The following is a 24,905-nucleotide window of genomic DNA, read 5'->3' as shown; positions in this document are numbered from 1 at the left end:
CTGATAGTAGGTTTGTGAAGTCCTCGTAGGAGGCTGCCATGTCCAATGCTGTAAAACTCCAAGGTCCGTTCTACGGGTTTATTCGGCGCGAAGCGCAGACGATGCGACGCTCCATGCCTTCTCAGTTGGAGTATTTGGCGTTGCTCGGTTACCAAGTCGAGCGTAAGGGGCTGTTATCGAAAGAGAAGATCGGCGAGCTTCTGGCCGAGTTGCCGTACGACCTGTTGCCGCCGGAAGTACAGAGAGCACGGCTTGATGCTGCTTTTGAGGAGTTGGAAGATCTGCCGCAGAACGAAACCCTGTTGGCCGATTTGAAAGCTCGCGGCGAGCCGGTCAGCGGTGTCGATAGCAGTGGCGAGTTGATCGATAAGAGCCTGTGAGCGCAGGCGCGAAGCCGGTCATGTGGCTTTTGGCGGGCCCTAACGGGGCCGGCAAGTCGACTTTTTACACCTACCAAATTCAACCTCGTTTTCCCGACCTCTCATTTATCAATGCCGATTTGATCGCACAGCAACTCTGGCCTGGCGAGGAGTTGCAGCATGGCTATCAGGCCTCGGAAAAGGCTATGGAGCAACGCGAGGAGTGCCTGCAACGACGCACCTCGTTCGTTACCGAAACGGTATTCTCCCACCCCTCGAAGCTGGAATTGATCGAGCGGGCGCGGGGGCATGGGTTCGTTGTACTATTGGTTTGCGTCTACGTCCCGGTCGAGGTGGCCGTGCGTAGGGTTAACTATCGTGTGCGTTGCGGCGGTCATGCGGTGCCGGAGGAAAAAATCCGCGCCCGTCATGCGCGCGCATTGCGACACTTGGCCGAAGCGGTTAAACAAGCCGACCGGGTATTGGTCTACGACAACGGCCACCACGGCCGCACGCATGTGAGCATCGCTGCGGTGCAGGACGGTGTGGTGCGTTGGAAGATTGAGCCGCGCCCGGCTTGGGCGGTGGAATTACTGAGTTTACTGCCCCAAACGCAATAGCGTCGTCAACGCCAACAGGCTCCATAAACTGACGAAGCCGACGGGGATCAGCCGCAGCACCCAGACGGTCGGCGAGACTCGCTGAAACTTCGAGTGCACGACTCCGGGCAGCGCGTTAACCACGCGAACCCCGCCCATGGCCATCAGCTGCTTTTCCACCGCTCGGACCGCTAGCTTGCGGTTGTTTAGGTAGTGGGTGCCGAACCATACGGCAATGGCGAATCCGGTTGAGACGGCCAAGCCCACAAGCGAGACGATAAGGATTGCTTGCGAGGCGGTAAAGGCGAGCAGTTCGCCGCTTTGACGGTCGACTACAAAACCCAAAATGGCGCCGAGCGCGGCGTTGATGTAGAGCAGGTGGTTGACCTTTTGCCAGTTCAGGCTGTCTTCGTGCTTATAAAGGTCGACCGCAGCGAAATATTGGTTTACTAGAATATGTGCTTTGACGCTAGGCTCGGCCGGATACTCCGGCGGTAGCTGCGGGGCGAGTTCGGTTGGGTGCATCGCTAATTACTCCCCCTTTGCGGCCGGGCGTGCCCATACGCCACGCGGCATGCCGTCGGCCGCGACTACTTCCAGCACTTTATGAAAGCCAAGCTTTTCGTGAAAGCGAATCGACGGTGCGTTATACGGCTCCAACACAATCGCGGCGTATTGGGCGCGCCCGCCGCTTTGCTCGCGAACCCAATCGTAAAGTGTCCGACCGTAGCCCTTGCCGCCCGCACTCGGCGAAACGCAGATCTGTTTGATCAGGATAAACCCGGTGGGGTGGTGCGCTTTGGCAGCCATGTCGACTTTGGCATCCGTTTTGATGCACTCGCTGCTGTAGGCGAGGATGAACGCTTCCACGCCTTTGTCGCCGTCGATTACATAGAAGTGGTCGGCGCGATCGATAAACTCGCGGTACGCCGTTTCGCTGAAGTTGGACACCAGAAAACCGTGCCGATCGATAGCTTCTTGACTCAGGTTGGCCAGCACGAACTGCTCCGCGAGCATGCGTAAAGTGGGTACGTCATTGTGTGCGGCTTTGCGAATGGTGACCTCGGCAGGAGCCATAGTTGTCCTTTTTCGTGACGCTAGAACAGAATATTAGAGTTTAGTTGAATATAGAGGTGAGAGACAGCGGCCTGCTTGTCGAACAGCTAATGTCAGCGTGGCCGGGCGAGGGAAAAGATTTTGCCGAGTTCGGCGTATTCGGTGCCGCCTAGACGACACAAGGGGTCGATAGCCTTCGGGTCCAACCGCAAACGGTCTTTGGCATCGCGTTCGGCAAGGGCGTCGGCGACATAGAGTTGCTGAATGCGAGCCAGCACGAGGGTTTGCGTACCGCCGACAATGCGGTGGACTTCGAACCGCTCGCAGGCGAAGGCTATATGCGCGTCGCTAACCCGCGGCAACCCAAAATCGGCAAACGGACGGGTTGCTAAGCCGATGCGTTCGACCTCGCTCTCGCCGGCCTCCAGCACGCGCGCACTTTCGTTAACGGCTTCCGCCAATGCGCGCTGCGCGATGTGAATGACCAGGCGCCCGTCCCGTTCGATATTGGCCAAGGTGTCTTTCGGCATTCCCTCGGCTTTCGGGCCGATGGCGATCGACAGCAGCGGTGGGCGGCTGGAGACGACGTTGAAAAAGGAGAACGGGGCCAGGTTATGGCTGCCGTTTTCGTTCTCCGTCAGCACCCAGGCAATAGGGCGGGGGATGACGGTCTGCACCAAGGCGTGGTAGGCCTCGGACTGGTTGAGGGTAGCGAAATCTATATACATAAGCGGTGCTCTGCTCTTTGACCCATCGGCGCGATGCGAACGTACCGATGCGGCGGCCAGTTGGCCTCGACACGGCTAGCGGGTGGTGGTGAAACTGGCGTTTCACCACCACCGACCGCGGACTAGCTCTTATTAAAGAAGCTTGCCAGGATGGCCTGGCACTCGTCCGACTGAAGCAGTTCGCCAAAGCGCGTGCCTTCGATATCAATGGCGTGCGCAACTTGCTGATTCCAGGCCTGCTTGATGAGGTTTTGCTGATTCGGAGCGCCTTGGCCGGCTTGGCGGCGAGCGTTTTGGCATGTTCCTGTGCCTGTTGTTCAAGCACGTTGTCGGCATAAACGCGCGTTGCCAGCCCGCAGTCGCCGGCTTCTTTACTGTCGAGCGTGGCGCCGAGTAACAGCATCTCGTTTGCCCGGCGCGAGCCGATCAGCAACGGCAGCAGTAAGCTGGAACCGGCTTCCGGGCATAAGCCAAGATCGACGAACGGGGTTTTGAACCGCGCCGATTCGCCGGCGTAAACGAAGTCGCAATGCAGCAGCATGGTAACCCCAATGCCGATTGCCAGTCCTTGGACGGCGGCGATGATGGGTTTGTCCAGGCCCGCAAGCGCACGGATGAAGGTCAGTCCGGGGCTGGCGCCGACGTTGCCGCTCAAAGCCCGGCTTTGGAAATCGGCCAGGTCGTTGCCTGCGGTAAAGCAGCCTTCGGCTCCGGCGATGACGACCACCTTAACGTCGCTGTCTTTGCCGGCGGCATGGATGGCGTCGGTCATGGCCCCGTACATGGCGCCGGTGAGGGCGTTTTTCTTGTCCGGTCGGTTGATGCGGATAGTCATCACGCCTTTTTCGGTGCTGACCTGAATGTGTTCGTTCTGGCTCATACTCTCTCCTTAGCGATAGGTGATCAGTTTCTTGTCGTATTCTTTTTCCAGATGCGCAATGCCGTTGAAGCCCGCCAGCATATAACCCGAGCGGCGGCCGTAGCGAATGCGGCTGACTGCGCTATTGATGACTTGCCAGTTCAGCGCGACCTTTTGCTCGTCGCTCACCCCAAGGGCGTGGCCGACTGCGACGGCGATGACGCCGCCGGAGGTATGCACGGCGATTTTATCGTTCTTTCCGTGTTGGCTGACGAGCTGGTGCAGCGCTTCGGTGATACGGCCGACGAATTCCGACCAGCGTTCGATTTTTTCGGTGCACGGGCGGTCTTCGATCCAGGCTGCCATAACGGCCATCAAGGCACGCTGGAACAGGTTGCGATCCTTGTAGAGGCCCTCTCCCGCCGCGCGGAGTTCGGCGTTGTCTTCTAAGACGCCGGGTAAGTAGGCATTGAAGATGTCCTTCGCGTCGTACTCTTTGAATGCCGACATGACGGTAACGGTGTCGCTATCGACGCCGTGCTGCTCGCAGCAGATGCGGGCCGATTCCTGCTGTCGCTGTAGCGGGCCGCAGTAGATGGCATCGAAGCTCAAGCGCTGATTCGCTAAATGCTTGCCGAGCAGTGCGCATTGATGCTCTCCCATTGGAGAGAGCTTGTCATAGTTCTCTGCGCCGAACGAGGCTTGTCCGTGGCGAAACAGATAGATGTCGGTCATGTATCCTCCAAATTTCGCGCATACCGCGCCGACAGCTTTAAGCTGTTGATAACATTCAAAATTTTCGTTGAAATCCGGATTCTTTTGCTACATTTTACGTGGTTCTTCGTTTATTTGCCGGGAAGTCTTCGACCCGCGTTTCACGAAGGCGTCGCCGAATGGCTGTTTTGTGTCTCCGGTGCCGTAAGGCGGCGGAAACGCAAGACAATGATTCGGCATATCCCAAAAACCTATGGAGGAGCCATGAAAGCTGTTCTGTGCAAACAATACGGGCCCCCTGAGAGCTTGGTGCTGGAAGAGGTCGAGCCGAAACCCTTGCAACCCGGCGAGGTGCGGGTTGGTGTGCGCGCCTGCGGGGTGAACTTTCCCGATACCTTGATCATCGAGGGCAAATACCAATTCAAGCCCGACATGCCTTTTTCGCCCGGTGGCGAGGTGGCCGGTACGGTGCTTGAGCTGGGCGAGGGTGTGAGTGGCGTCGAGGTCGGCCAGCCGGTGATCGCGATGACGGGCTGGGGCGGTTACGCCGAGCAGGTGGTGACGCCCCCCGATCGGGTTTTGCCGATGTCGCCATCGATGGATTTTACGACGGCGGCAGGGTTCGCCATGACGTATGGTACTTCCATGCATGCGCTGAAGCAGCGTGCGAACTTGAAGCCGGGGGAAACCTTGCTGGTGCTTGGCGCCAGCGGCGGTGTCGGGTTGGCCGCGGTAGAGCTGGGTCGCCTGCTGGGCGCGCGGGTCATCGCTGCCGGCGGTTCCGACGAGAAGCTTAAGATCGCGAAGGAATACGGCGCCGAAGCGCTGATCAACTACAACCGCGAGGATTTGAAAGAGCGGGTCAAAGAACTCACCGGCGGCAAGGGCGCGGATGTGATTTATGACCCGGTCGGCGGCGATGCCTTCGATGCCTGCATGCGAGCGATCAACTGGAACGGTCGTTTGCTGGTGGTCGGTTTTGCTAGTGGCCGTATTCCGAAAGTGCCGGTTAATCTGGCATTGCTGAAAGGCTGTCAGATCGTCGGCGTCTTTTGGGGCGCTTTCCGTAACAAAGAACCGGAGGCGAACCGGGAGAACTTCCGGCAGATGTTCGATTGGGTCGAGCAGGGTAAGCTCAAACCGTATATCGGTAAGACGATGCCGTTGGAGCAGGCAAGCGATGCTTTGTATGCTCTGCTCAATCGGGAAGCGGTCGGTAAGATCGTTCTCACCGTTGGTGACTAGCGCAAACTTGACAGCGTCCGGCCGCATTGGCCGGACGCTGGGCTGACGGATAAAAACCTGCCGTGCCGACATGGTTAGACCTTACTGGTTCGATCCTTCCAGTACGGCTCCCGCAGCTCGCGTTTAAGGACTTTGCCGATCGAGCTGCGCGGTAGGTTGTCGCGGAATTCGACCCCGCTTAGCCGTTGCCCTTTGCCGAGTTGTTCGTTAGCCCAATCCAGTAGTGCTTGCTCGGTTAGCTCGCTGCCGCTCGCGGGGACGACCAAGGCGAGCGGCGTTTCGCCCCAGCGCTCGCTGGGAACGCCGATTACGGCAACGTCGGCAATCGCATCGTGCCGCAAGAGCACTTGCTCCAGATCGGAGGCGTAGACATTGAACCCACCGGAGATGATCATGTCTTTCTTGCGGTCGAGGATGTAGAGGAAGCCGTCCTCGTCGAGCCGACCCATATCGCCGGTACGGAAGAAAATGTCGCCTTCCGGGCTTTCCCAGAACATGGCTTCGGTCAGGTCCTGCCGCTTGTAGTAACCAGTCATCATGGTGCCGGCGCGGCCGACGATCTCTCCGGTACTGCCGTTCGGAAGCTCTTTGCCGTCTTCATCGATGATGCGGACGTCGGCGTTAGTCGCCGGGCGGCCGACGGAGTCCAGCTTGTCGGGAAAGCTCGCGGCATCGAGGACCGTGCTGACGCCGCCTTCGGTAAGTCCGTAGATTTCGAAGACTTTACCGGGCCAGCGGTCCAGCGCCTCGCGAATGACTTTGCCGCGTAGCGGGGCGCTGGTCGAGAGTTTGGCCTGGAAACTGGATAAGTCGTAACGGTCGAAGTCCCGGTGAGCCAGGATCCGTTGGTACTGCACCGGCACCAGCATGGCGTGGGTTACGCGGTATTGTTCGGCGAGCTGCAAGAATTGCTCGACGTCGAACTTGCGCATCAGCACTTGAGTACCACCTTTGGCGAGCACGGTCAGGGCCGTGACCAGGGTGGTGTTGGAGTAGAAGGGCGTCGATACCAGTGCGATACAGTCGGGGCCTAACCCGTAGTTCACCATCCGCTGGACTTGCCGAAACCGCATGCGATGATCGTGCAGAATTCCCTTCGGCGTTCCGGTGGTGCCGGAGCTATAGATGATATTGAACGGATAGTCTGGTTCGATCTCGACGCCGGGGGCGGTATCGCCGGCGCCTTCCAACCAGTCGTCGAACCGGCTCCAGCCGGCGGCGTCGAAATCTACCGCGATACGACCTGCGGGCAAGATATTGTGCAAGCGTTCGCTAAAGTCTGCGATAGCCGGGCGCATGCCTTCCGACAGCATCAGTACCCGGGCATCGGAGTCGTTAATCATCATTCCAAGGCTTCGCCGCTGGCCATACTCGAGAGCGGCACGACGCATGCCCCGGCGCGAAGAGTTCCGAGGTAGAGCGCCACATACTCCGGGCAGGTGTGCGACAAAATAGCGATCTTCTCGGTGGGGCGGATGCCGAGCTCTATCAGCTTTTGTGCAACCTGGTTGGCGCGTTTGTCCAGCTCTCCCCAAGTGACGACCTGGCCTTCGAATATCAACGCTGGATGTTGCGGACGGGCATTTGCCGCTGCGGCGGCCATACTTGAAAGGTCTTCGAATTGCTCCTCGGGGTAGACCGGGGCCACGGATTGCATTTGTGTGGTAGCAGTCACGACTCCTCCTCGCCTTTAATGCCGTAATCGTGGTGACTTAACGACGAATTTATTCTGCACAGCGAAACTGCATTTCGTTTTCTTGACGGTCAGAATACTCCGTGCCAGATTGGGATACAACACGGCGCAGCATGCGCGGAAAAAAGTCGGAGGAATTGCACAGCCATGGGCGTTTCGGGACGTTTGGAAAACAAGGTGGCGCTGATTACCGGTGCGGGCAGTGGTATCGGCCGGGCGACCGCGCAGCGGTTCGCGCGCGAAGGCGCGCGGCTGATGCTGGCCGATTTGTCGGAAGAGGGCTTGGCTACAACCAAAGCCGGTATTTCCGCTTCAGCCGAGGTGCTGACACGGATAGTCGATGTCTCTCGGGAAGATCAAGTCGAGTCCCTGGTCGAGGCTACGGTGCAGTACTACGGCCGTATCGACATACTCTGTAATAACGCCGGTATTGCTTGTAGCCGCAACATTGCCACCGAGCAGGATGCTGCGGAGTGGATGAAGGTGCTTAACGTCAATCTGATGGGCGCCGTTTATGCCACGAAATATGCCGCACGCCACATGCAAGCGCAGGGGGGCGGGGCGATCGTGAATACGGCATCGGTGGCCGGTATCCGCTCCGGGGCCGGTGGCAACGCTTACAGCGCTTCCAAAGCCGGGGTGATTAATTTTACCCAGACCTCAGCTTGCGATCTGGGTGAGTTTAATATCCGTGTCAATGCGGTTTGCCCCGGCTTAGTCGAAACGGGGATGACCAAACCCGTGTTCGATTACGCGCGCGAATTGAATAAAGAGTATAAGCTCGGCGCCCGTTGCGAGCTGCGTCGTTACGGTAAGCCGGAGGAGATTGCCGCCGCCATTTTATTCTTGGCTAGCGACGATGCCAGCTATGTCACCGGGCAAGCATTGCCGGTCGACGGCGGCAATACCGCTTCGCTGAATATGCCGGGGATGAAGGTTTAAGCGACCGCGATAAGAAAGCTTGGAACGAGTGGCTGTGGCAGCCTACGCCGAAGAAGGCTGCCAATAACGCGCTACCTGGTCGGAGAACCCGGGAAACAAACCAATGTTTCCTGTAGGAAAGCGTGCGGCGTTTCAATAAAAAGCGGGTTAGTAGAGGAGGAGAATTTAAAAATGTTCGACCGTCACTTCAAGGTCTGGCCAAAGAATATTGTCCGGAACCTGACCTTGCCCGAGACAAGCTTATATTACAACTTGCAGGTTACTGCCGAGCGTTATCCTCATAAGCCGGGCATTATCTATTACGGCGAGGCGCTGACCTATGGCCGATTTAAACAGGAAGTCGATGCGCTAGCCGGTTACTTGCAAGCCGAACTGGGCGTCGGCAAGGGCGATCGAGTGCTGCTGTATATGCAGAACAGCCCTCAATTCATGATCGGTTTTTACGCAATCTTGCGCGCCAACGCGGTAGTAATCCCAGTTAACCCCATGAATTTGGCCGGGGAGCTTGAGCATTACGCGGACGATACGGGCGCCTCGGTTATCTTAGTGGCGCAGGATCTTTACCCGCATGCCCAGGGTTTGCTGCGCTCCGGCACGTTGCGGCATGCAGTGGTCGCTACCTATTCCGACTATTTGCCGGCGCACACCGACCTGGCGATTCCGGAAGGCGTGGATGCGCCGCGTCGTACGTTGGAGGAGGCGGGGGCTGTCGCCTGGCACGTTGCGTTGGCGGCGAAGCATGCGCCCGGCTCCCTAGAGGTCGGGCCGGACGACTATTGCGTGTTTCCCTACACGTCGGGGACAACCGGTGCCCCAAAGGGTTGCGTACATACTCATCGCAGCGCCATGGCAACCCTGATCGGTAGCGTTATCTGGAACCCGTCAAGTGCCGATGCCGTGCAGTTGGTGACCTTGCCGCTTTTTCATGTCACGGGTATGCAAGCGTCGATGAATGGCCCGATTTTCTCGGGTGCGACAATGATCGTTATGACGCGCTGGGATCGGCGAACGGCTGCCGAGCTTATCCAGCGTTACCGCGTGACCCACTGGCGCAACATCGTTACCATGGCGATCGATTTCTTATCGGACCCTGCAATTGCCGAGTACGACCTGTCCAGTCTGATTGCCGTGGGCGGTGGCGGGGCTGCGATGCCGGAGGCTATTGCCGAGCGTCTGCATGATCTAACCGGGCTACATTATCTGGAAGGTTATGGCTTATCCGAGACTCTAGCGGCGACCCACGTGAACCCGCCGGATAGACCGAAAGCCCAGTGTCTGGGCATCCCGGTGTTCGATGTCGATTCGCGCGTGATCGATGTGGTCAGCCTGGAAGAGCTGCCGCCGGGCGAGGTGGGCGAGATTATCGTTAATGCGCCGCAGGTCTTCCAGGGTTACTGGAGCCGACCGGAAGAGACGGCGTCGGCGTTTATCGAGTTCGACGGTAAGCGGTTTTTCCGTACCGGCGATCTTGGTTACTACGACGAAGACGGGTATTTCTTCTTGGTCGACCGTGTCAAGCGGATGATCAACGCTTCCGGGTACAAGGTGTGGCCGTCGGAAGTCGAGTCGATTATGTACAAGCACCCTGCTATTCGGGAAGTTTGCGTTATTGCAGTACCGGACCCGCGGCGCGGCGAAACGGTGAAGGCCGTGATTGTGCCGACCGACGAGTATGCCGACACGTTGTCGGAGCGGGATATTATCGACTGGTGCCGCGAGAATATGGCGGCGTACAAGGCGCCGCGCCTTGTGTCGTTCGTAGATGCACTGCCTAAATCGGGGACAGGTAAGTTGCAATGGCGGCAATTGCAGGAAGAGGAGCGAGCGCGGATGGCGGAAGCGTGAGGCGTTCCCGTTATGTTGCGGCAAGGAAAATTTAGTCTTGCACCAAGACTAAGGTATTCTTCCGTGTCTGTGCCTTGCCCGGCGTCGTTAGGCTCCGGTGCCGAAGCGAGACCTAGGGCGAGGCGTACGCTCCGGTCGTTTGGGTAATGAACAGGGACAAGTTTATGAGTGGGGAGTGACTAAACAATGAGTGCGACGCCGAAGCTTCCAGGTGGCTCTGATCAGGGTCGGGATTTTAGTAAGGACCGTAATTTCGTAACGGCGCTCGCGCGTGGGTTGGAGCTATTACGTGCCTTTGGCCCTGGTGACGAATACCTGGGGAATGCCGAGTTGGCCAGGCGGACGGGGATTCCCAGGCCTACCGTATCCCGTCTGACATCGACGCTAACGACCTTGGGGTATCTAAAATATTCGGACCGCTTGGAGAAATACCAGTTGGGGGCCGGTGTCCTCGCTTTAGGGTTTCGATACTTAGCGAGTATGGGCGTTCGCAATCTGGCGCGGCCCTTGATGCAGGAGCTGGCCGATGCCACCGATTGCATGGTCGCTTTAGGAGCCGAAGACCGACAGGAAATGACCTACCTGGAAACCTGTCAAGGCAGCGGGCCGCTCGTCTTACGCTTAGAGGTAGGGGCGCGTATTCCCGTCGCTACCTCGGCAATGGGGCGTGCTTATTTGGCAGGCCTGAAACCGGATTTGCGGGCACCTTATCTGGAGCGCCTTAGGGCCATCTACGGGGTCGAGTGGCCGCGTATCGAAGAGGAATTGCAGCAGGCCTTCGAATCTTACCAGCAGCTCGGCTTTTGCTACTCGGTGGGCGAATGGGACCGAGAAGTGAGTGGGGTAGGCGTTCCGTTAGTGTTGGATGGCGGTGCCGAGGTTTTAGCGTTCAATTGCGGAGGCTCCTCGCTACGCTTATCGGAAGAAGTCCTGAAGCAAAATTTGGGGCCGCGATTAGTCGACTTGGTAGAGCGGGTAAGCGTCCAGATTGGTGCTCAGCCGGGTCATTAAGGGCAGAGCTGTCTCGCTCTGGTAGAAAGCTGAGCATTAGGCCTCAATCCCCTGCTAAAGCGAAGCTGCAACCTGTCGTTACAATAAGTGGCAGGCTTTCACGGCTAAAGCGCTTCCCGATGCATTAGCGCCTCGGGGTGCTTGCCGTATTTAAGCCGCTTTGCCCGTCTTTTTTGCCGGCATGCATTGGCATGCCGGCGACTCTTCCCAACCTACACATCTGTTTTGTGATTCCGCACTGCGAAACCGTGTTTCGCAGGTGTTGACGCCGTCCTTCGAGTATGCAAAGTTGCTAAGTAGGCATGACGGCTTTGTCATGTTGCGTATAAGGAGGAATGCGCAGGCCGTCTTATTTAGTTGTCTTACGGCTAAAAGGACGGGCTTACCATAAAGGTCGTGACGATACCGTGGACTGACGTCACAGAAATACTGTGGAAGCAGGGTATCGTAACGGTGTGGCCGCTCGCGTTTACTTGCGACGTAAGTGCGACGAGTAGCTCGGAAGGTTAGAAAAACGGTTAAGCAGCCGAATCCCAGAACGAAAAGTTTGGAGGAGTGTCACGACGATGGCGAAAACTTTAGCAAAAAAGCGAGCATTTTGGCGGGTGCGATGGCTGCCCTAGGCCTTGCCGGACAGGTCCAAGCCGGCGATATTGAGCTGCCAGGCACGATTATTTGGTCGGCTTACCCGACGGGTACCAGTGGCTATAGCCAAGCGGTTGCCGTGGGTAACGTGCTGCAGAATAACTACAACGTGAATCTTCGGGTTGTTCCTGGCCGTAATGACGTTTCGCGCCTTTCTCCGCTGCGTAGCAACCGGTCGCATTTCTCGGCAGGCGGTTCCGAAGCGGTTTATGCCCAAGAAGCGATGCTGAACTTCGGCAGCCGCGAATGGGGGCCGTTGCCTATTCGTACCGCCATGTACAACATCTCCGATGGCTGCTCGTTTACCTTCGTGACCGCGAAGGACGCCAACATCCGCACGCCGGAAGACATTGCCGGTAAACGGGTGACCTATGTACAAGGCGCGCCTTCCTTGAATAACGCTATGGCAGCGCTGCTTTCGTATGCGGAGCTGACTTGGGACGATGTGCGCAAAGTGGAAGTCGGCGGTTACGGTGCTTCCATCGACGCCGTTATCGACGGCCGCGCCGATGTGGTCGGCGGATCCTGCAACTCGGCACCCTTCCTGCGGCTGGAGTCTTCGCCACGCGGATTGCACTTTCCCGAATTCGCGCACGCTAACGAAGAAGCGATCGAGCGTGTTCGTGCCCATCTGCCGTGGTATGTCCCGCACGTAGCGATCGACGGCCCGACCATCGACGAGAACGAGGGCATCGAAGTCTTCACCTCGCCGTATCCGATGCTGGTCACCATGCACGACCAGGACGAGGACGTGGTTTACAACATGGTTAAGGCGTTGCATCAGCACTACGACGATTATAAGGACAACGCGCCGGGTGCCGTGGGTTGGGCGATGGATCGTCAGCAATTCGAGAATGCTTTCGTGCCCTACCACGATGGCGCGGTTCGCTACTTTAAGGAAATCGGCGTTTGGAGCGATGCAGCCGAAGAGCGTCAGCAACTGAACTTGAAACGGCAGGAGCTCTTGATGGCGACTTGGGAAGCTTATGTCGCCAATGCGCCGCGTGATGCCGATGCTTTCGCCGAAGGGTGGATGAAGGCTCGTGCCGAAGCGCTTAAGGCGCACGATATGGTGCTCATCGCCGACCGTTGGTAAAGCAAATGCCGCGCCGGGAGTTTTTCCGGCGCCGGTTATGTTGCACTTTGGCCATCGTCTCGCAATGGCTTTCACATGACGTGTCTTAAGAATATGGCGCAGGAGTGACGGCTGTAAGCCGGGATGGTTAACTGCCTGATACCGAAGCTGTTACGCGGCTACTCGGTAATAAATCGCTTGGTTAAATTACAGGGTTCCGCAAGACGGAACAGCGTTTCAAAAAACTTGACGGCGTCGCAGGTGCATGTAAGAGTGCACTTGTACTCAAGACAGCGGAATGTTGCGCTGCGGAAAGCAGAGTGCAGCAGCGTCGGAGACAATCGGATATGGATTATCCGACGCCGCTTTTCCCGCTATAGTGTTTTTATCACGTAAGTCTAATGATGAGCGTGATGAACACTGAGTCCAAAAGACCGGGTGGTGCTAGCTAACTAACGAACCCGGCGATTAGGAAAACGATAATGCTGAACCGACAGCAACGGAGGAGAGTCAGCAGTATGACCAATAAGATGGGTAAAGGTATCGGCTTGGTAGCGGGTGCGGTCGCCGCACTGGGTTTGGCTTCGTCCGTGCAAGCGGACGAGATTAATCTGCCCAGCACGTTGATTTGGAGTGCCTATCCCACGGGCACCACCGGTTATGGCCAAGCGGTCGGTATCGGTAACGTGTTGCAGAATCGTTATGGCGTTAACTTACGCGTTGTTCCGGGCCGGAACGACGTTTCCCGTATGGAGCCGTTGCGCCGGGGCCGCGCCAACTTTGTGTTCGGCGGTTCCGAGGCGATGAGCGTGCAGGAAGGTCTGCGCGACTTCGGCGTTCGTGGTTGGGGGCCGCAACCGATTCGGGTTGGCCTTTGGAACTTGTCCGATGCGTGCTCTTTTGCGCTACAGGTTCACGCTGACAGCGATATGCATACGATCGAGGACATCAAAGGTAAACGGGTGCCGTTCGTACAGGGCGCCGCCGCCCCGAACGCCGGCTTCGAATATTTGATGCGTTACGGCAATCTCACCTGGGACGATGTCCAGGTCGTCGAGATCGGCGGCTACATGGGTATGGTTGAGGCCTTTATCGATAATCGCCTCGACGTGAAATGGAACTCTTGCGACGCCGCGGTTCTGCACCGCGTTGCTAACGCGCCGCGCGGTTTCCGTTTCATCGAGTTCCCGCACGACAACGAAGAAGCGGTAGCTCGTGTATCCGAAGAAGCGCCGTGGTTCGTACCGCACGTGGCTACGAAGGCGGTCGGCGTCGATGTCGGCGACGGTATCGAAGTGTTCAGCTCCCCGTATCCGTTGATGACCACCTTGGTCACCGAGCCGGAAGACACCGTGTACGGTCTCGTCCGTGCCATGCACCAACATCACGACGAGTATATCGACAGTGCTCCGGGGCAAGAAGGTTGGGCGATGGAGCGTCAGGCCATCGAAACCTCCTTCGTGCCGTTTCATGACGGTGCCATCCGGTACTTTAAAGAAATCGGCGTGTGGACCGAAGAAGCCCAGCGCAATCACGAGCAGCAAGTTCGCCGTCAGCAACTCCTGATGGAAGCCTGGGAAAACTACGTTGCCGATGCCCCGCGCGACGAGCAAGCGTTCGCGGAAGGCTGGATGGAAGTACGTTATAACACTTTGGTTGAAAACGACATGATTCCGCTGTCTCGTCGGTGGTAATCCCTTCCAGGGGCGGGGTCAAATCGACCCCGCCCCTGCTAGTTCCTTAAACTCCCTTGAAGCGTTTCCGAGGATTCCTCGGCGGTCCGACCACGGATCGAAAAGAGTGACAGCAGGTTCGCGCAGCCATGACCGATAAACAGGACAGCACTTTGAATATCCGCCCGGACGACGACGCCGAAAGGTTGGCGGAGGAACAGTTCGCACTACGCTACCGTGTGCTTCCACTGCATTGGCGCGTTGTGCTGATGGCGATCACCGTTGGGATGATCGTTCTTGCCACCAACCAGATTTTTAACCTGGGTTTCTTCGTCGGCAAGATCATTCTCGACGAACGCTATCTATACATCTACACGGGCGCCATTTTGACGATGGTGTTCATTACTTTTCCGGCATGGAAAGGCGCGCCCAAAGACAGAGTGGTTTGGTACGACCTCCTAATTATATTGGCCATTATCGGCGTGTTCGGCTATTTCGCGTATAACGCTGAGCGCATCGTATTGCAGGCCTGGGAGTACGCCGCGCCCGATATCGGGATTTATCTTGCCGTCGTCGGCTGGGCCTTAGTGCTGGAAGCGGGCCGTCGTGCCGGCGGGATGCCGATCTTTGTTGTTACCTTTATTCTTTCGCTGTATCCGCTGTACGCGGATAAGATGCCGCAGGTGATTGCCGGCGTCGGCATGAGCTTTACCGATGCCGCGACGTTCCACTTGCTGAGTGCGGAAAGTGTGTTCGGCATTCCGATGCAGGTGGCCGCGGTTCTCTTGTTCGGCTTCTTGTTGTTCGGCGTCTCCTTGCAGCATACCGGTGCCGGCCGGTTCTTTATTCAGCTGGCGTTCGCGTTGCTCGGCCGCTTCCGTGGCGGCCCGGCTAAAGTGGCTATTTTCTCCTCCGGCCTGATGGGCTCGATGAGCGGGGGCCCGGTTAGTAACGTCTTGACCACTGGCCCGCTTTCCATTCCGGCCATGCGGCGCGTGGGTTTCTCGCGCGGTTATGCTGCGGGTGTGGAGGCTTGCGCCTCGACCGGCGGGGTTCTTATGCCGCCGATTATGGGTGCGACCGCCTTCGTAATGGCGAACTTCCTCGGCGTTAGCTACACGGACATTATCATTGCGGCGATTATTCCGTCCCTGCTGTATTTCTTCGGTCTGTTCATGCAGATCGACGCCTATGCCGCACGCCATAATCTAAAGGGCCTACCGCGCGAAGAATTGCCGGCAGTCGGCAAGGTGTTCAAAGAAGGTTGGTATTTCATCGCCGTCTTCGTTCTCCTCATCTGGATGCTGATCTACTTGCAACGCGAGGCGACCGCGCCTTTCTATGCCACCGTGGCGCTGCTCGTCATCAACCAGCTGACCCAGCACAGACTGAGCGTGAAAGGCTTCCTGGAGCTGTTGAAGAGTGTCGGGCAGGTACTGGCGGAGCTGGGTGGGATTCTTGCAGCTATCGGCTTAATCGTCGGTTCGCTGCAGGTCACCGGTATGGCGGGTACCTTGACCAACGACCTGGTCTTCCTAGCCGGCGATAAGGTGCTCTTGTTGCTGATCATGGGCGCGGTAACCAGCTTCGTTCTGGGTATCGGTATGACCGTTACGGCCGCCTATATCTTCCTGGCGATCATCTTGGCGCCGGCTTTGATTAGAGCGGGCCTCGACCCGGTTGCCTCGCACATGTTCATTATGTACTGGGGTATGCTGAGCTTCATCACTCCCCCGGTTGCGTTGGCCGCCTTCGTTGCTGCCTCGGTTGCCCGGGTTTCGGCGATGCGCGCCGGTTTCGAAGCGATGCGGTTGGGTACGATTATCTACTTCATTCCGTTCTTCTTCGTATTCAACCCGGCCTTGGTGATGCAGGGCGAGCCGCTGGAAACGGTGCTGTTGCTGATGACCGCGCTTATCGGCATTGTGCTGCTGTCGGCCGGTTTGCAAGGCTATCTGCTGGGAATCGGTAACCCGGGTAGCGGCCCCCTGGCTTGGATTGCCCGCGGTGCTTGGGCGGTCAGCGGACTGTTGCTGGCAGCGCCGCTGGGGCTGATGGCTCTCGTTCTGTCGGTGATCATCGCCATACTCGGCAGTGTCGCGGCCATCGTCAATCGACGGCAGGCGGTAGGGCCGCCTCTGGTGAGCCAAAGTTAGGCTCGATCAAGCTAGCAGGCTTTGGGTTTCCGAAAGCCTGCTAGCCGGTTTTCCCGCTCATCGCCATACAGCAAGAATCTTGGGTGTTCGGCTGTTTCTTGCCGGACGCAGTTCCATCCTTGGATTGAGTCCAAGTCTTTTAGGGAGCCCTCAGACCATGTTCGAGTACACCGAGCGGACCAAACAGTTGCAGGAAAAACTGCTGCGCTTCATGGACGACTATATTTATCCGAACGAGAAAGTCTTTAAGGAGCAGCATGCGGCGCTCGACGATCCTTGGGATAATCCGCCCATCCTCGAAGAGTTGAAGACGAAGGCGAAAGAGCAGGGCTTGTGGAACTTGTTCTTGCCCGATAGCGAATACGGGGCGGGGTTGAGCAACTTTGAGTATGCGCCTCTGTGCGAAATCATGGGGCGCTCGTCGATTGCGCCGGAAGTCTTCAACTGTGCCGCGCCGGATACGGGCAATATGGAAATTCTGGCCCGCTATGGCACCGAAGAGCAAAAAGAGCGTTGGTTAAAGCCGCTGTTGGCCGGCGAGATTCGCTCCTGCTTCGGGATGACCGAGCCGGAAGTCGCCTCCAGCGACGCAACAAACATCCAAACCTCGATCCGTCGCGAAGGCGACGAATATGTGATTAACGGTCGCAAGTGGTGGTCGTCCGGTGCGATGGACAAACGCTGCAAGCTGGCGATTGTGATGGGTAAAACCGATCCGAACGCCGAACTGCATAAGCAACAGAGCCAGATTCTGGTGCCGTTGGACACGCCGGGCGTGACGATCGAGCGTCATCTAAAGGTATTCGGTTACGATCATGCGCCGCACGGCCATGCCGAAGTTACTTACGACAACGTACGCGTGCCGGTGACGAACGTATTGCTGGGCGAGGGTCGCGGCTTTGAAATCGCTCAAGGTCGTCTTGGCCCGGGGCGTATCCACCACTGCATGCGTTTAATCGGCGTTGCCGAGCGTGCGCTGGAAGCTGCCTGCGAGCGTGTCAGCGAGCGCGTCGCTTTCGGTAAGCCGCTTGCCGCGCAAGGGGCTGTTCGTCAGGATCTGGCACGTTCTCGGATCGAGATCGAGCAGGCTCGCCTGCTGACCCTGAAGGCGGCTTATATGATGGATACCGTGGGTAACAAGGTGGCCCGGCGGGAGATCGCAATGATCAAGGTCGTCGCTCCGAACATGGCCTGCAATGTTATCGATCGGGCTATTCAAGTTCACGGTGCCTTGGGCGTTTGCCAGGATAGCTTCCTTGCCGCTGCCTACGCTAAAGCGCGTACGCTTCGTTTGGCCGACGGCCCGGACGAGGTTCACCGCGAAACCATCGCGAAGTTGGAACTCAAGCCTTACCGCCGGGACAAATAAGCTCCCAGCGCCGGCGCCCCCGCATAGTCGGGGGTGCTTTGTTTTTGCCGCACCATGGTGGGCTGCCCCGCTTTATCTCCCTTAGCGTATAGCCAGGGCGTAGTGCTGTCGCTATCGGTACCGTTGGTGCTGGGGAAGGCCGTGCAGTGCGGTGCAGGTCGTTGGAGAATGTACTCATGTTCGATTTGACGGGAAAAGTAGCATTGATTACCGGGTCTACCCGGGGAATTGGGTTGGCCATTGCTGAGGAAATGGCGAAGGCCGGTGCCAAGGTCGTTATTTCCAGTCGGAAGCCGGCGGCATGCGAGAAGGTTGCCGACGAGCTGGCCGCGAAGGGCTACGAGACCCTGGCAATCCCTTGCCATGTCGCCGAGAAGGAAGAACTTTACAAGCTAGTGGACACGGCGCTGGAGAAATGGGGTAGGATCGATATTCTGGTTGCCAATGCGGCGACGAACCCCGTCTACGGTCCGCTTAGCGAGCTGACCGACGAGGCGTACGATAAGATTATGAACACCAACGTGCGCGGTACTTTTTGGCTGTGCAATAAGGTGTTGCCGCAGATGGAGAAGCTCGGCGGCGGGTCGGTGATCCTGCTCTCCAGTATCGCTGCCTTGCGCGGCAATGGGGTGATCGGTTGTTACGGGATGTCCAAGGCCGCCGAAGCCTCGCTGGCGCGTAACCTCGCGATCGAGTGGGGGCCGAAGAATATCCGCGTTAATGCGATCGCTCCTGGCCTGATCCGAACGGATTTTGCAAAAGCGTTGCTGGACGATCCGGTACGGCGGCAGCGGGCCGAGGAGCGTACGCCGCTACGCCGCGTGGGCGAGCCGAAAGATATCGCCGGCGTCGCGATGTTCTTGGCGTCCGAGGCAAGCGCCTACGTGACGGGGCAGGTATTGGTTGCTGACGGCGGGGAAATGATTTCGTAAGCTGCTTAAAGCGCCCACGACGGGTCGACGTACGCGCGGCCCCGTCATCGGTTGGAGAACAGCATGAGTGTAAACGACAGTCTGGTGCCGCCGCTTGAGGCTCACCGTTTCGACGAGAACGCACTGCAGGAATATCTCGGTCCCAAGCTGGAAGGCTTTTCTGCGGGCATGCGGGTCATGCAGTTCCAGGGTGGGCAATCTAACCCCACCTTTCTGCTTGAGGCCGGCAGTAAACGCTACGTATTGCGAAAAAAGCCGCCGGGTAAGCTATTGCCGTCGGCGCATATGATCGAGCGCGAGTATAAGGTAATCGCGGCGCTTAACGGGACCGATGTGCCGGTTCCCACTGCCCACTTGTTGTGCGAAGACGCGGATATCATTGGTACGCCGTTCTACGTTATGGACTTCGTTGATGGGCGGGTTTATGCCGAACCGCACCTGCGGAGTGCGCCGCGAGAAGAACGGCCGGCAATTTTCGAGTCCATGGTCGATACCTTGGCCCGCTTACACAATGTGGACTGGCAGGCGGTCGGCCTTGCCGATTTCGGGAAGCCGGAAAACTACGTCGCCCGTCAGATTAAACGCTGGAGTCAGCAGTACGAGGCGTCGAAGACCGAAGAAATGCCGGCTATGGAAAGCCTGATGCGTTGGTTGCCGGATAATATTCCCGACCAAGACGAGACCGGCATCGCCCACGGTGACTTCCGCCATGGCAATCTCATGCTGCATCCCGAGCGCACGGAGGTGGTGGCTGTCCTCGATTGGGAGTTATCCACCTTAGGTCATCCGCTCGCCGACCTGGCTTACTTCTGCCTGCCTTATCATCTGCCGGCCAGCGAGAAGGGTGCTAAAGGCTTGGTCGGGCTCGATTTTGCCGCGGAAAACATTCCTAGCGAGGAAGATGTGTTGGCCGCTTACTGCAAACGCAGCGGGCGTGACGGCATCCCTAACTGGAACTTTTTCCTCGCCTTCTCCCTGTTCCGCCTTGCGGCTATTTTGCAAGGCGTATACGCACGCGCCTTGGCGGGCAATGCCAGCAATGCCGATGCCCTACAGGTAGGCAAGCGTGCGGGCTTGCTTGCACAGGTCGGCTGGGATTTGGCGCAGCGTAACTAAGAGTCGGGCCCGTAAGGGCCAGATCGGTCCTTGCGGGCGGCCTTCGGGTTCCGGCCGTGGTAGAGGAGAGCCTAATCGTGAGCAGCAAGCCGGTCGAGCGGATTCTGATCACTAACGACGACGGTTATCGTGCTGAAGGCCTGAAGGTCATGGAGCAGATTGCGAACGAGTTGTCGGACGATGTGTGGGTTATTGCTCCGGAGCACGATCAGAGCGGAACGTCGCACAGCATTAGCCTACATCAGCCGCTCAGGGTTTACTCTTGGAGCGAGCGCCACCACAGCGTAGCGGGTACGCCCAGCGATTGCGTTTTACTCGGTGTCGAGCAGCTGATGAAAGATCGGCCGCCGTCGCTGATTCTATCCGGCGTGAATTGTGGCGGTAACGTTGCCGACGCAGTTCCGTACTCGGGTACCGTCGGTGCGGCTATGACGGCGCTGTTGTTGGGTCTGCCGGCAATCGCTTTGAGTCAAACATTTCGGAATCGCGACCAAGTACGCTGGGATACTGCTGCTCGGCTGGGGCCGCCGTTGGTGCGCGATCTGGTGACCAACGGTTGGCCGACGGAAGTGTGCTTGAACATCAATTTTCCGGACGAACCTGCCGATGCGATCGAAGGGTTGCAGATTACGCGTCAGGGTAGAGGCTCCATCAGCGGCGTACAGGTTGAGGAGCGTTTCGATACGCGCGGCCTTCCATACTATTGGCTGGGCTTTTCTCGGAGCCCTGAGCAAGTAACCGGCGAGGACACCGATGTCGCGGCTTTGCGCAGCCGCTGCGTATCGGTTAATCCGTTGCGCTTCGAACGTGCGCCTGAGGGCGAATGGCAGGCACTGGCCGATCGCCTGAGCGCCTGTCTCAAAGGTGCGTGAGGCGCTATCGCTCGAAAGCGGGGCTCAATGCAGCTGACTGAGCACGCATTCGGCTACCCACTCGCCGGGGGAGGCTTCAACGATGCGAGCTTGGGTGGCTTTGCCTGCCGGATAGTGCGCGTGGCCATGCCGTTCGGGGTTTAAGCGCTCGCCGCGCGCTTTCGCGTGCAAATGGTCCGCGTCCACCTTGATGTGAAAGTCGCCAAGCACAAGTTGGTGGTCTCGCATGCTCTCCAAAATGGCGTCGACCCAGTGTTCCAGTAACTCGGGCCCGGTCCCCGCATCGATCTCGATCTCTAGCGTTTCTCCGAGTTGAATATTCTCAGGGTCGGTGACGAGGGCGCCCAGGGCCAGCCCGGCCTGCTCGATGGCCGCTTCCGGGTCTGCCGCGATGCCGCGTATGCCCACACCGGCTGTGGCCTCGAAATGCTCCCAATGCGGTCGTTGCGCCATCCTTGCCTCCTACGCGTGAACTGCATCACTAAATCGCTGTTTATCTGTCAGGTCTTATGGGCGTATGGTTCAGAACAGAATGCGCTGCGTAATGCGTGCGGGAACTTTTTCTTACTGGCAACGTGTAAAACAGCTATGAGCCGGTTGATCCGATTATGGCAGCGACTATCGCCTGCCGCAGCCTTCGATGCCTGTGTTCAGCCTCATATCGAGCGATTATGGCGACTCGCGGTGCGTTTTCAGGGCAATCCTAGCGATGCCGAAGATCTGATGCAGGATCTGCTGGAGCGGGCTTGGCAGCGTAGAGAAGAGATCCAGCAGTTAGATGCACCGGGGCCGTGGTTGGCGAAAGTGCTTTACCGGTTGCACATCGACCGTTGGCGTCGTCAGGGCGTTCATAGCCAGCTGGTCAATTGGGAGGAGCTTGAGGAGACTTCAGACCTTATGCCTGCGGTGAGCGAGGAGCAGGCAGTGCTGACAGCCATCGCGGCAAGCGAGGTTTTGGCGGCCGTGGACCGTTTGCCCGAAGCTCAGCGTGCCGCGTTGTTGCTCCACGACGGCGAAGGTTACACGGTAGAGGAGGTTGCCACGATTGTCGACGTGCCGGTCGGTACGGTTAAATCGCGCTTGCATCGGGCTCGTGCCGGGGTGCGGCATCATGTTGCCGAGGGAACCAAATCGCCACCGGCTGCGTGTATAGAGATGGAAGGCCCAGGAGAGAAACAATGACGGACTGTCACACCGTACAACAAAGTTTCGACGACCTGCGGGCCGGTACCATCCGGCCCGGGCAGGCGGCACATGTGCGCCGCCACCTCCAGCGCTGTGCCGCCTGCCGCGCCTTCTACCAAGACGTTAGCCACCTGCGTAGCGCGCTTGCGGAGCCGGTGCCACCGCTGCCGCGCCGGTTATCGGAGCGCGTAAAGCGCCGTTATCGCCTGCCGCAGCGAGTCGCTGTCGCGGCGATGCTCCTCTTGCTGGTTGGCGGTTTTGTGCTGCGTACCGACCTGGTGGGCGTAGCGCAGAGCCCCTCCTTCGTCGAGGATTGGACGCGGAAGACCATCGACTTGGCTTTGGATAGCGAGAAGGCACTGCCGGGCGTACATATTCGTTTGGAGTTGCCGCTGGGTGTGGAAGTCGAAGGGCGCCCCGGCGAAAGGGTATTGGCTTGGCAGGATGACCTGGATGCCGGTGCCAACCGTTTGAGTATCCCTTTAATGTTGGAGCAGGGGGCCAAGGGCGAGTTGGTGGCCTCGGTCGAGCACGACGGTCGTCGCCGCGAATTTCGGATCGGGCTCGGCGAAGAAGCTCGCTGAATAGGGGGCGGTACGTAATGACAAGAATAACGCGTGTTATCGGTTTGTCGGCCTTACTGGCGGTGTTTCCGGCTTGGGCGGACGGTTTAGGTGTCACTATTCGGGTGTTGGACGATCACGCTGGCGAGGCGGAGGTCATGCGAGAGCTACGGTTGCCCGCTGCTTCCGAAAACCCTGGTCGCGAGCGAGCAGGGCAAAGGCACCCGAACGATGGCGGCAGCGGGTACGGGCGGAAATCCGAGCAGCGTGGCGTTGGCGTTCATAGCGCTTCCGGCAGCGCACGGGACAGTGCGCGCGAGCGGCGTGACGAGGCGCGCGAACGTCAGGGGCGTCCGCCTGGCCAGCCGGGGACAAGCGATAGCAAGCCGGATCACTCCGGCGCCGGGCGGCCGGACCACCCTGGCGGTCAGCGGCCGCATTAGCTCATTGAGCCACCTTAACCGCGAAGGGGTATTTAGCCCTGCTTGAGTATTCCCTTATACTTGTTCGGCCGCACGGGTGCGGTTGCAGGCCTTATGAGGGGATTTGTGAGCCGGGGGAGTTTCTGGCGTGCTGCTACGGGCGGATTGCTGCTCGCTCTGGCCGGGGCCGCTTCTGGGCAGACGAGCGAGCAGGTGTATCGCTCCGCTCTGGACGCTGCCCGAGCGGGTGACTACCCGGTAGCGATAGCCGGTTTTGAGCAAGCGAAGGCTGCCGGCCTGACGCATTCTCGCCTTTTCTACAATCTCGCTGTTAGCCATTACCAATTGGGCAATCTGCATGCGGCTCGACAGGCTTTTCTGCGTGCTAGTCGAGACCCGGATCTCGCCGCACTGAGTCATTACAATCTTGGTTTGCTGGCAAGGGCGCGGGGCGAGCGGTCGAGAACCTTATATCATTTTTCGCTGGCTCGCGATTATGCGCAAACCGAAGAGCTGCGCCGGCTGGCGGCCGAGGCGTTGGCAGCGGTGCCCGCGCGTCAGCCATTGCTCGAATGGGAGCTAGCGGGCGCTACGACCGTAGCTTTGAGGTTTATGACGCCGTCGAGTCTGTGCGACAGCGCCGCGGAGCCGGTTTCTATAGTCTCTGGGGGTACGCCGATCATACGATGCCGTTAGGCGATGCCCACGAATATACGGTATATCTCACGGCAACTGCGCTTGATTATCCGGCGGCCGCCGAAGCCGATTTTACCTATGTCGATATGGGTGCCGAGCTCGTTTTGCCTCACGCCGCCTGGGATCACGTCTTATCGCTGGCGGCGTATCACAGTGCGTTCGGCGGCGATACGCTGGAGCGGGCGCTTGTTCTTTCTGCGGCGACTTCTCGGGATCTCGATTCGCGCCGCCGTCTGCGCGCTGAGTACAGCTTGAGCGCGATCGATGGCGGTTCCCGCTATCGGTACTTCGACGGCCTGTCGCATCGTCTGCGTCTCGGCCTGGATAGCCTATCGACCCCGGCGCTTAGCTGGGGGGGCAACTACGATTTACTGTATAACGACCGGCGCGATCTTGCCGATGAGTATGGGGTTGCGAGTGTCTCGCCCGTTCGCCATGGGGTGGGGGCCTATATTCGCTATCGGATTCGCGAACGCATCGTGCTGGACTTTGGAAGTGAGGCCCGGTTCAGTCGCTATCGAGATCGCCACCGGATGGTGGACGGCTTTAGTCGGCGTCGCGAAGATGTTTTCTGGCGTGTTAACGCCGAAATCGATTACCGGCTATTGCCTGGCGGCTGGCGGAGTTTTCTGCGTCTCGAGTGGGTGGAAAACGATTCAAGCCTTGAGCAGTATCGCTACGGAGGCCCGCAGGTCAGTGCCGGTATCGGCTGGCGTTTCCCCTAATCGATGCGCCGCGCGCGCCAGAAACTGGACTGCCAATAGGGGTTGTCGAGCTGCGACAGGGTGACGCCTTGACTGGTGGAGGCATGCAGAAGGTGCGGTTTTCGACGTAGATCCCGACGTGCTGAGTCCGCTTGCCGGTTCGAAAGAACACGAGGTCGCCGGCTTGCAGGTCGTTCTGTCGAACCGGCTTGCCGAGCGATGCCTGGACTTGGGTGGTGCGAGGCAAGTCGATGCCGAATTGCTGCCGAAACGTGGTTAGGACGAAGCCGGAGCAGTCGATGCCGTTCTGGCTGAGGCCGCCGAGTAAGTAGGGCGTTCCTTGCCATTGGGCGTGTTGATCGTAGAGGGCTGCTCGGGTTTCGTGCGTGTTGGGAAGTGCCGTGCTGGCGCCGGATGTGGAATGCCCGTTTGAGTCGTGGCGCAGC

General features: G+C 58.5%; 26 protein-coding genes and 1 pseudogene. 18 read left to right on the top strand and 9 right to left on the bottom strand.

What is annotated here, in order from left to right:
- The first annotated feature begins 38 nt into the window (after positions 1-38).
- A complete protein-coding gene (locus CAI21_RS14740; RefSeq protein WP_116302985.1) occupies positions 39-380 on the top strand; it encodes a TA system antitoxin ParD family protein in 342 nt (113 codons plus the stop codon).
- 20 nt (positions 381-400) lie between these two features.
- Positions 401-979 (top strand): ATPase, encoded by a 579-nt coding sequence (locus CAI21_RS14735; protein ID WP_116302984.1) that lies wholly within the window; start codon positions 401-403, stop codon positions 977-979.
- Here the strand turns inward: CAI21_RS14735 and CAI21_RS14730 are convergent.
- The 5 genes from CAI21_RS14730 to CAI21_RS14710 form a co-directional block, all read right to left on the bottom strand.
- Complete coding sequence (locus tag CAI21_RS14730; protein ID WP_116302983.1) at positions 959-1,483, bottom strand: RipA family octameric membrane protein; 525 nt, start codon at positions 1,481-1,483, stop codon at positions 959-961. The two genes, CAI21_RS14735 and CAI21_RS14730, sit on opposite strands and share 21 nt — an antisense overlap.
- Before the next feature lie 6 nt (positions 1,484-1,489).
- Complete coding sequence (locus CAI21_RS14725; protein ID WP_116302982.1) at positions 1,490-2,035, bottom strand: GNAT family N-acetyltransferase; 546 nt, start codon at positions 2,033-2,035, stop codon at positions 1,490-1,492.
- 92 nt (positions 2,036-2,127) lie between these two features.
- Complete coding sequence (locus CAI21_RS14720) at positions 2,128-2,691, bottom strand: flavin reductase family protein (protein WP_220348408.1); 564 nt, start codon at positions 2,689-2,691, stop codon at positions 2,128-2,130.
- Positions 2,627-3,622: an enoyl-CoA hydratase gene (locus CAI21_RS14715; RefSeq protein ID WP_116302980.1), complete on the bottom strand. Its 996-nt coding sequence runs from the start codon at positions 3,620-3,622 to the stop codon at positions 2,627-2,629. The genes CAI21_RS14720 and CAI21_RS14715 overlap by 65 nt, the downstream gene beginning before the upstream one ends.
- 9 nt (positions 3,623-3,631) lie before the next feature.
- Positions 3,632-4,336, bottom strand: a complete 705-nt coding sequence (locus CAI21_RS14710) for a histidine phosphatase family protein (protein ID WP_116302979.1) — start codon at positions 4,334-4,336, stop codon at positions 3,632-3,634.
- A gap of 243 nt (positions 4,337-4,579) precedes the next feature.
- On the opposite strand from CAI21_RS14710, the gene CAI21_RS14705 reads away from it, so the two are divergent.
- Complete coding sequence (locus CAI21_RS14705) at positions 4,580-5,560, top strand: NADPH:quinone oxidoreductase family protein (RefSeq protein WP_116302978.1); 981 nt, start codon at positions 4,580-4,582, stop codon at positions 5,558-5,560.
- Between the two features lie 74 nt (positions 5,561-5,634).
- On the opposite strand, the gene CAI21_RS25050 is transcribed toward CAI21_RS14705, so the two are convergent.
- Positions 5,635-5,955 (bottom strand): AMP-binding enzyme, encoded by a 321-nt coding sequence (locus tag CAI21_RS25050; RefSeq protein ID WP_258868140.1) that lies wholly within the window; start codon positions 5,953-5,955, stop codon positions 5,635-5,637.
- Positions 5,956-6,141: 186 nt separating this feature from the next.
- Positions 6,142-7,163, bottom strand: a pseudogene (locus CAI21_RS25045) (class I adenylate-forming enzyme family protein); the annotation flags it as partial.
- 237 nt (positions 7,164-7,400) lie between these two features.
- On the opposite strand from CAI21_RS25045, the gene CAI21_RS14695 reads away from it, so the two are divergent.
- From CAI21_RS14695 to surE, 10 genes are all read left to right on the top strand, one after another.
- Complete coding sequence (locus tag CAI21_RS14695) at positions 7,401-8,195, top strand: SDR family NAD(P)-dependent oxidoreductase (protein WP_116302977.1); 795 nt, start codon at positions 7,401-7,403, stop codon at positions 8,193-8,195.
- A 171-nt stretch (positions 8,196-8,366) separates the two neighbouring features.
- Complete coding sequence (locus CAI21_RS14690; protein WP_116302976.1) at positions 8,367-10,040, top strand: long-chain fatty acid--CoA ligase; 1,674 nt, start codon at positions 8,367-8,369, stop codon at positions 10,038-10,040.
- Positions 10,041-10,226: 186 nt separating this feature from the next.
- A complete protein-coding gene (locus CAI21_RS14685; RefSeq protein ID WP_116302975.1) occupies positions 10,227-11,051 on the top strand; it encodes an IclR family transcriptional regulator in 825 nt (274 codons plus the stop codon).
- Between the two features lie 484 nt (positions 11,052-11,535).
- Entirely contained in the window at positions 11,536-12,792 is a 1,257-nt protein-coding gene (locus tag CAI21_RS14680) for a TAXI family TRAP transporter solute-binding subunit (protein WP_258868129.1), read from the top strand.
- Between the two features lie 497 nt (positions 12,793-13,289).
- Positions 13,290-14,465 carry a TAXI family TRAP transporter solute-binding subunit gene (locus CAI21_RS14675; protein ID WP_181919448.1) on the top strand — a complete coding sequence of 392 codons (1,176 nt, stop codon included), beginning with the start codon at positions 13,290-13,292 and terminating at the stop codon, positions 14,463-14,465.
- A 128-nt stretch (positions 14,466-14,593) separates the two neighbouring features.
- Positions 14,594-16,600 (top strand): TRAP transporter permease, encoded by a 2,007-nt coding sequence (locus CAI21_RS14670; RefSeq protein WP_220348402.1) that lies wholly within the window; start codon positions 14,594-14,596, stop codon positions 16,598-16,600.
- 157 nt (positions 16,601-16,757) lie between these two features.
- Positions 16,758-17,969 carry an acyl-CoA dehydrogenase family protein gene (locus CAI21_RS14665; protein WP_116302972.1) on the top strand — a complete coding sequence of 404 codons (1,212 nt, stop codon included), beginning with the start codon at positions 16,758-16,760 and terminating at the stop codon, positions 17,967-17,969.
- Between the two features lie 176 nt (positions 17,970-18,145).
- Positions 18,146-18,901 (top strand): SDR family NAD(P)-dependent oxidoreductase, encoded by a 756-nt coding sequence (locus tag CAI21_RS14660; RefSeq protein WP_116302971.1) that lies wholly within the window; start codon positions 18,146-18,148, stop codon positions 18,899-18,901.
- A 63-nt stretch (positions 18,902-18,964) separates the two neighbouring features.
- Positions 18,965-20,017 (top strand): phosphotransferase, encoded by a 1,053-nt coding sequence (locus CAI21_RS14655; protein WP_116302970.1) that lies wholly within the window; start codon positions 18,965-18,967, stop codon positions 20,015-20,017.
- 77 nt (positions 20,018-20,094) lie between these two features.
- A complete protein-coding gene (surE, locus tag CAI21_RS14650) occupies positions 20,095-20,889 on the top strand; it encodes a 5'/3'-nucleotidase SurE (RefSeq protein WP_220348400.1) in 795 nt (264 codons plus the stop codon).
- Positions 20,890-20,913: 24 nt separating this feature from the next.
- On the opposite strand, the gene CAI21_RS14645 is transcribed toward surE, so the two are convergent.
- The gene (locus tag CAI21_RS14645; protein WP_116302969.1) at positions 20,914-21,342 is read right to left on the bottom strand and encodes an archease; all 429 of its coding nucleotides are present in this window, start codon (positions 21,340-21,342) and stop codon (positions 20,914-20,916) included.
- A 135-nt stretch (positions 21,343-21,477) separates the two neighbouring features.
- On the opposite strand from CAI21_RS14645, the gene CAI21_RS14640 reads away from it, so the two are divergent.
- The 5 genes from CAI21_RS14640 (at position 21,478) to CAI21_RS14620 (ending at position 24,480) form a co-directional block, all read left to right on the top strand.
- Positions 21,478-22,071: an RNA polymerase sigma factor gene (locus CAI21_RS14640; protein WP_181919447.1), complete on the top strand. Its 594-nt coding sequence runs from the start codon at positions 21,478-21,480 to the stop codon at positions 22,069-22,071.
- The gene (locus CAI21_RS14635) at positions 22,068-22,658 is read left to right on the top strand and encodes an anti-sigma factor family protein (protein WP_116302967.1); all 591 of its coding nucleotides are present in this window, start codon (positions 22,068-22,070) and stop codon (positions 22,656-22,658) included. The genes CAI21_RS14640 and CAI21_RS14635 overlap by 4 nt, the downstream gene beginning before the upstream one ends.
- A 17-nt stretch (positions 22,659-22,675) precedes the next feature.
- On the top strand, positions 22,676-23,080 hold the full coding sequence (locus tag CAI21_RS14630; RefSeq protein ID WP_116302966.1) for a hypothetical protein: 405 nt from the start codon (positions 22,676-22,678) through the stop codon (positions 23,078-23,080).
- Positions 23,081-23,185: 105 nt separating this feature from the next.
- Complete coding sequence (locus CAI21_RS14625; RefSeq protein WP_147305129.1) at positions 23,186-23,755, top strand: tetratricopeptide repeat protein; 570 nt, start codon at positions 23,186-23,188, stop codon at positions 23,753-23,755.
- Positions 23,746-24,480 carry a hypothetical protein gene (locus CAI21_RS14620; protein WP_116302964.1) on the top strand — a complete coding sequence of 245 codons (735 nt, stop codon included), beginning with the start codon at positions 23,746-23,748 and terminating at the stop codon, positions 24,478-24,480. Before CAI21_RS14625 ends, CAI21_RS14620 begins: the two co-directional genes overlap by 10 nt.
- On the opposite strand, the gene CAI21_RS26050 is transcribed toward CAI21_RS14620, so the two are convergent.
- Positions 24,449-24,904, bottom strand: a complete 456-nt coding sequence (locus CAI21_RS26050; protein ID WP_404840881.1) for an NlpC/P60 family protein — start codon at positions 24,902-24,904, stop codon at positions 24,449-24,451. The genes CAI21_RS14620 and CAI21_RS26050 overlap by 32 nt on opposite strands.
- Position 24,905: the final 1 nt, after the last annotated feature.

It is taken from the genome of Alkalilimnicola ehrlichii, assembly GCF_003399765.1.
Classification (GTDB): Bacteria; Pseudomonadota; Gammaproteobacteria; order Nitrococcales; family AK92; genus AK92.
The sequence above is the reverse complement of the archived record's forward strand: the minus strand, read 5'-3'. Positions and strand labels throughout refer to the sequence as shown.